Below are 7,150 nucleotides of genomic sequence, written 5' to 3' on the forward strand. Positions count from 1 at the left end.
CTGCTGCACTGCGCTGCTGGAATATGCTCGATCGCCAAAAGGGCGATCGAATTAAAAACCAACCAAATTGCCTCACCAGTTAAAAAAACTGATAAAAATTAGCGATCGGGCAATATTCATACTGCTACTCTTAACTCTTTAATAATCCGTTCAACCAATCACCGAGCTAATTTTTGATTAGCCATTACTCATCATATTGAAAAACTCGCAAAAAAAATTAACTATTTGAACAATAAAAAAATAGCATCTCTTGACCCGCCAGCCATTTAATCCATCTTTGACAACACATACTTTCCGCAAAAAACCTGAAACTTACTGCGGGTTGAATATCACATCTAAGTATCGGCTTCTGTTACATTTTATCTACCAGTAAAATGCAGCTAATTTATATTCTAACTGCCGACGAATTTTACTAGCAGTTTCCACAAATCCGATCGACTATCAATCACGTGCTGCCTCGATCCGTACAGAGGCTTAAAACTTGAGAAATACGACTTACTAACAGGAAGTTAACAATCCCGTGTGTTCTACTCAAAAATGCACTAAAACCTCTAAAACAGGTAAAAAAAATAGTTTTTTATGCGTCCGAGACAGACACAATAACTTCATAATGTTCCACAGTCGGAAAAGGATCGTAAAAGTGATGTAACAAAGAACGCCACTTTTGATACTCCGGCGATTCTCGAAATCCAACAGTATGGTCTTCCAAACTCTGCCACCGCACCAGCAAAATATAGCGATTTGTAGTTTCGATACAGCGTTGAAGCTCGTGCGAGACATATCCCGGCATAGAAGAAATAATAGCTGAAGCTGTTTTAAAAGCAATTTCAAATTCAGCAGCCATCTGAGGCTTAATATCAAGAATTGCAACTTCTAATATCATAGATTTAATCGGGCGATCGCCACTTGGCTGCTTTCCGGTCTATTTCTTTGATAAACCCATCTTTTCCGTCCATGTACCCCTGAATATTATCATGGTAAGTATTTGCGAGTTTTCTTTTAAGTTCGCTGTATTGCTGCCCGTCTTCAGGATGGGAAATCAGATAATCTCGAAACGCTAAGTGGCGATATATCTGTGCTGAGTTCACTTCAAACGTGTGAATGTGGTGCGTTCTAATCCCTAGTTCATTACTTTTACGAAAAAAACGGCGACCGGGTATGCCAAACTCACCCATTGCTTCATAACCTAATGCCTCAACTCCTGAACTCTGTGCATCGACTTTCATAATATCTTTGACCTCAACTAGCATATCGATAATCGGCTTTGCCTGAATTTGTGGAATGGCTGTGCTACCGATGTGATGTATAGCGATCGCATTTTCGGTAAGTGCAAGTGCAATCTGTTTCGACTCAGTTTCAAAAGCGTCTCGCCAACTTCGATCGTGCGGGACGACTTCTACTTTGAAAAAATCTAGTTTTATTGACATGACTGATAATTATTTGCGACTTTTGTGATTTCAGATGGGTTGACGATCGCATTTAACCGACACTGATTTTATCATTACTCATTTACCGGCTGCGCGCAAAACTCTTAAACATACGGACAACGGGGAGAAACTGACTGTTTGGGAACGGAATTTCAAATCGCCCGATCGCCTTTTGTGTAAAGTTGCTCTCCCGCCAGCGTCGCGACAGGGAAAGCCCGACAAAGGACTAGGCCAACAAAGAAGAGCGCCACCCCAGGCTTTGAGCGAACCCAAATTTCTTTTCCTCCCGCTTCTTGCAACTTTGTGGCCGGCTATGATTGACTGTTGGGAGCTTTTCAGAATCTAAATGCCAAACACAACTACAATAATTTCCAGCCTGCTGATATTTATCCCAGTTTCCATCGCCGGACACTTTCTCGGCTGGGAATCCTCCACAATCTTCATTACATCAGCCCTAGCCATCATCCCCCTAGCCGCCTGGATGGGAACGGCTACCGAAGAAATCGCTGTCGTCCTCGGCGCCAACTTGGGCGGTTTGCTGAATGCTACCTTTGGAAACGCCACCGAACTGATTATCGGCATCGTCGCCCTCAACGCCGGACTAATAGATGTTGTCAAAGCCAGCATCACCGGTTCAATTATGAGCAACCTGCTGTTAGTTATGGGATTTTCGATGCTGCTAGGCGGCTTGCGCTACAAAGAACAAGACTTTCAGCCGACAGTCGCGCGGTTGAACGCTTCAGCAATGAACTTAGCCGTGATTGCCATTTTGGTGCCGACGGCAGTTAATGCCACCTCTGTCGGCATCGCCCCGGAAATTATGCAGAACCTCTCAAGCGCTGTTGCTGTAGTCCTGATTGTCGTCTACGTGCTGACGCTGCTGTTTTCGATGAAAACCCACGCTTATCTGTACGATGCAGGAGTGTCAGAAAGTGAAATGCTCGAAGAATTAGCCGAAAGTAACTTAGCACCAGACAATCCCGACCACAAGGTCAATCTGTGGCTGTGGATTGGGGTGCTGTTGGCCTGTACCGTCATGGTAGCGATCGAGTCGGAACTGCTGGTGGATACTCTAGAAGAAGCTACCGCCCGTTTGGGGCTGACATCGCTGTTTACCGGGGTGATTTTAGTGCCGATTATTGGCAACGCGGCCGAACACACCACCGCAGTGACGGTGGCGATGAAAAATAAAATGGATTTGTCGGTTTCCGTGGCCGTCGGTTCGAGTTTGCAAATTGCTTTGTTTGTTGCGCCGGTGTTGGTTTTGGCAGGTTTTGTCTTGGGCAAACCGATGGACTTGAACTTCAACCCGTTTGAACTTGTAGCGGTTGCGGTGTCGGTGCTGATCGCCAATTCTATCAGTTTTGACGGCAACTCTAACTGGCTCGAAGGTACTTTGCTGTTGGCAGCTTATGCGGTTTTGGCCTTGGCGTTCTACTTCCATCCGGTAATCGAGGGTGTTGTTTAATATCAATTCCGGTGTGCGATTCGTTTAGCCTAAATGGATAGGTTCTCCTATCCAGGGACGGTTAGCCTGACTCCGCTGCGAGTTAGTGATAACTGATTACACTTCTGGGTGAGACGTTAAGTCAAGTCCCAGTCCGCAGGTGCAGCGGTAAAAGCATATCCCCTATTTTGTGAGGTAGCAACTAACAGGATAAAGCGGGGATAAAAGGCAGAAAGACTCTTAGCCAAATGGAGTAGCTGTCGAGCTAGAACATATGCGTAGCGAAAGCAAAAATGTGTCTGAACCACCGTTATGATAGATGGTCAAATGGCTGATAGACCAAGCCAAAAGGCAAGGATAGGGCATAAGCAATTATCGGATTGACTTATCAGCACTGCCCAAAAAACCCGGTGGAAAGCATTACGCTGTCATGTTCAACCAATGTGTAATCGGAACGAAGTAAAGCTCTCACAGCCCTTAAAAATAAGTAGGTTGCTAGCCGTAAGCTGTGAGTGTGAGGGATGGTTGCAGAAGCTAAAGCTCTGCTGTAATAGCAGAGATCTGCTGACAGCGCCCGGTGGTGTAAAAGATAGAGACTAAGTAACCCTTTAAAAGCCTAATGCCACAGAAAAATCTGATGGTGGGATGTAGGGGTAAAAGGAAAACTATCAAGCGGTATAAATCATCTCGTGATGCGATCTTACTGTATCCATAACCAGGATTACATCATTCAGGAGCCGTGTGCGGTGAAAGTCGCAAGCACGGTTTTGTAGGAGAGATGATAGGGGACACTCTGCCATCGACTCTCTAACTGCACTCATACCGGAATTGTTGACTGTTGACTGTTGACGGGCGGGTCGAAAAACTGAATGGTTGAGTGTTGATTGTTGACTAGATTTGATTATTCTGATGCAACCGTCCACGAGATAACAGGCTCTTTGATGCTGAAGGAACAACAAAAATGGAAGTCGCAAGACTTTCCTCCCCCCACTCCCACTCCTGATTCAGGTTTTTCCCCAGCCCGGTGTTTTGTTTGAGTACCCAGATTTTCGCCCGGTTTAGTTGACTTCATCTATCCCGCCGTCAAAAAACACCTGCGAGCTCTCCTCCTCTGGGATTCTTCCCTGGGCTTCTGGCTTCGATCGCGGTCGGGGCGATCGTACAATTGAATACGGCTGCTGCGAGTTATCGAAAAAGACAGAATCCACTCTCGCGATCGAGATTTTAGTTTCTCGGCTTGACTCGATCGACCCTTCTGGACTTCAATCAGCGAGTGCAGATGAGTGTTGTGCTAGGTGTGCTACGATCGTCACAAGTTGAAAATTGAGTACAACCAGACAACCTAACAACTTAACTCGATTGTTGAGTGCGAAGTCACACAAAGACGGTGTTGCCGTCTAGAAAAGCTGGCACTTCAACAAAAACCGCACAGGATCAAGAAAATCGATCGAGTACGGAGCGGGCATACCGGAATTTACGCTTGAGGAGAAGACACCTCTAAAACGGTTGGAGAAATCCAGTCGCCAGCAAGTGACTTCGCTGAATCAAGAATCTCAGTCACAAACAGTGCTGAGAGTGCCCGAGTAAAACTTGATAAAGCAACCTCAATCAGGGTTATGTGGCTTCGTGAGTTATTGCCTCAATCCCAAATGCCCGAATCCCTCAGATCCAGCCAACTCAGGCAAATCCGCGTGCATTCACTGCGGGTCACAACTTTTCTTGCAAGGTCGATATCGGCTAGTCGCGCCTCTCGGAGGCGGCGGTTTTGGCCGAACATTTGAAGTGGACGACAACGGCGCCCGAAAAGTGCTAAAAGTCCTGCTCAAAGAACATCCCAAAGCCGTAGAACTGTTTAAGCAAGAAGCCGACGTATTGGTCAGGCTGAGACATCCAGGTATTCCAAAAGTCGATCGCGACGGTTATTTTACATTTACGCCAGCTCACAGCACAGAGTCTTTTCACTGCCTGGTGATGGAGAAAATTGCTGGGGCAAATTTGCAAGACTGGCTGAAACATCGGGGCCGCCCGATCAGCGAACAACAAGCTCTAAACTGGCTCAAACAACTGTCAGAAATCTTAGACCAAGTTCACCGACTCAACTATTTTCATCGAGATATCAAACCGCACAACATTATGTGCAAGCCGAACGGGCAGTTAGTGCTGATTGATTTCGGGACTGCCAGGGAAGTTTCGGCAACTTATTTCGCTAAAGTCGGTCAGGGACAAAATGTCACTGGCATCGTTTCGCCTGGCTACACACCGCCGGAACAAACTAATGGCAAAGCTGTTCCGCAGTCAGATTTTTTTGCTCTGGGGCGCACTTTTGTTTACTTGCTGACAGGGAAGCCGCCGACTGCCTTTCCCGAGAACCCACGCACGGGGAGATTAATGTGGCGCAAGGGAGCTCCTCAAGTTTCCGACCCCTTGGCTAACGTGATCGATTACCTGATGGCGCCTTTTCCTGGCAATCGACCTCAAAGGCCGCAGATGGTTTTGCAGTGCTTGGAGGAAATTAATCTCGACGGCGCAGAAACTCAGTTGCCGACTCAGTTGCCGACGACAGGGCAAACTAAAATTCGCGGAATGTCTGGGGGGGCTGGGGGGACGAAACAGGGTTTGATGAAGCGCCTCAGACCTCTGGATTCGGGATCGAACCAGACCCAGAAAAATGTTTTTGATTGGAAAAATAAGTTGTTGGCGGGCGCTGCTGTCTTGATGCTGGGTATTGGCGCGTCTCAAATTTACGGTTCGATGCGTTACGGAGTATTTCCGGCAAACCCGGTGTGGCTGCTTGCTAGTTTGCCCAGCAGTCAGTTTTTGGCAAGAAGTTTGGATAATGTCGGCAGTGTAAATGCCATCGCCCTGTCGCCGGATGGTAAAACTTTGCTCAGCGCCAGCTTTGGGACGATTAGAATTTGGAATGTGAAGACCGGACGCCTAATGCGGACTATCAGTCCGGCGCATTCTAAAAAATCGGTCAAGACGCTGGCGGTGAGCCCGGATGGCTCGATTTTTGCCAGCGGCGGCGACGACAATAATGTGATTTTGTGGGATTTGAAGACGGGGCGGCGGATGCTGACGATTTCAGCTCACAAAGCCACCGTCAACGCCGTCACTTTTAGCAGTGACGGTAACACTCTCGCTAGCGGGAGCGATGACAAGACTGTGCGTTTGTGGAATGCCAAAACCGGCAGCAGGTTGCGGACTTTGAGCGGCCACGCCGGAGCAGTAAATGCGATCGCTTTGACCCGGGACGGTAAAACTCTCGCTAGCGGCAGCCAGGACAAGACTGTGCGTTTGTGGAATCTCGACACCGGAGAAGTCAGAAGAATTATTACAGGTCACGGGGGCGCAGTTAATGCTGTGGATTTTAGCCCCAACGGGCAACTTGTAGCTAGTGCGAGCAACGACAATACGCTTCGTTTGTCAAACGTGGAAGACGGGAAGGGCACCCGCACTTTTAAAGGGCATTCGAGTTGGGTGAGGACGATCGCCTTTAGCCCGGACAGCCGCACTTTGATTAGCGGGGGCGGAGAGATTATAGTTTGGGATTTGAAGACGGGAAAAGAAAAAGCCACTCTTTCGGGTCACAGTCAGTTTGTGAATTCTATTGCTATTACCAAAGATAGCAAGACTTTGGCAAGTGGCAGTCCCGATAAAACTATTAAAATTTGGCGAATGCCTTAGTCAGATCATTTGAGATTTGAGATTTGAGATTAAAAAATTGAAGCATTTGTAATGACTGATTTTATATGATAGAGCTGTTGCTGGCAGTTGAATAGGATAAATCTTCGATCGGGGAACCGCAGGTGAAAGACAGGTGCAGCGCAGCCTGTAGCAGGGGCATTGCAAGATTGGAGAGCGATTAAAGGCAAGATAAGCGAGTAATAGCTGGTAAAAGTATAGTCATTTATTGCATGACATGGGAGGCGTTAAGTCCCTCCCCCTTCCCTTTCACTTTGAGCGGATTAACCCGCCTTGGCTGAACTACGCAGCTCTCTATCAAGAGTGCTGAAGGCATTTGGGATTGCTTTTCTGAGGATGTTGTACGCACCGTTCACATCGGAATTAATTAGCTGACCAGTCGATGTTTTGTACAAACCCCGCTTAATCCGCAAACCTGTAAACACAGGCTCTTTTTCAGTTTTTCCATAAACAGGAATTGGGTCTAAACCTAAAAAACTGGAGCGGGATGTGTAGGATTCTTCCTGCACAATTACTGTGATTCCCGCCAACCGAGCTTTGTACTCCAACATTTCAATTAATCGAGAGTGAG

5 protein-coding genes and 1 pseudogene are annotated in these 7,150 nt (G+C 47.1%); 3 read left to right on the top strand and 3 right to left on the bottom strand.

Annotated features, from left to right (window positions below):
• Positions 1–577: 577 nt before the first annotated feature.
• Together IQ270_RS26355 and IQ270_RS26360 are read right to left on the bottom strand one after the other, a co-directional pair.
• Positions 578–883: an antibiotic biosynthesis monooxygenase gene (locus IQ270_RS26355; RefSeq protein ID WP_193976124.1), complete on the bottom strand. Its 306-nt coding sequence runs from the start codon at positions 881–883 to the stop codon at positions 578–580.
• A gap of 4 nt (positions 884–887) precedes the next feature.
• Positions 888–1,427 (bottom strand): GrpB family protein, encoded by a 540-nt coding sequence (locus IQ270_RS26360; RefSeq protein WP_193976125.1) that lies wholly within the window; start codon positions 1,425–1,427, stop codon positions 888–890.
• A 346-nt stretch (positions 1,428–1,773) separates the two neighbouring features.
• On the opposite strand from IQ270_RS26360, the gene cax reads away from it, so the two are divergent.
• The 3 genes from cax to IQ270_RS26375 all read left to right on the top strand — a co-directional run bounded on the left by cax (position 1,774) and on the right by IQ270_RS26375 (position 6,561).
• Positions 1,774–2,895, top strand: coding sequence for a calcium/proton exchanger (gene cax, locus IQ270_RS26365; protein ID WP_193976126.1), 1,122 nt, complete (start codon positions 1,774–1,776; stop codon positions 2,893–2,895).
• Between the two features lie 1,041 nt (positions 2,896–3,936).
• The gene (locus tag IQ270_RS26370; protein ID WP_193976127.1) at positions 3,937–4,194 is read left to right on the top strand and encodes a hypothetical protein; all 258 of its coding nucleotides are present in this window, start codon (positions 3,937–3,939) and stop codon (positions 4,192–4,194) included.
• A 306-nt stretch (positions 4,195–4,500) separates the two neighbouring features.
• On the top strand, positions 4,501–6,561 hold the full coding sequence (locus tag IQ270_RS26375; protein WP_193976128.1) for a serine/threonine-protein kinase: 2,061 nt from the start codon (positions 4,501–4,503) through the stop codon (positions 6,559–6,561).
• Between the two features lie 223 nt (positions 6,562–6,784).
• Here the strand turns inward: IQ270_RS26375 and IQ270_RS26380 are convergent.
• Positions 6,785–7,150 (bottom strand): annotated as a pseudogene (locus IQ270_RS26380) (zinc ribbon domain-containing protein); the annotation flags it as partial.

The sequence above is a fragment of the Microcoleus sp. LEGE 07076 genome, assembly GCF_015207455.1.
In the GTDB taxonomy this organism is placed as follows: domain Bacteria; phylum Cyanobacteriota; class Cyanobacteriia; order Cyanobacteriales; family Microcoleaceae; genus Microcoleus.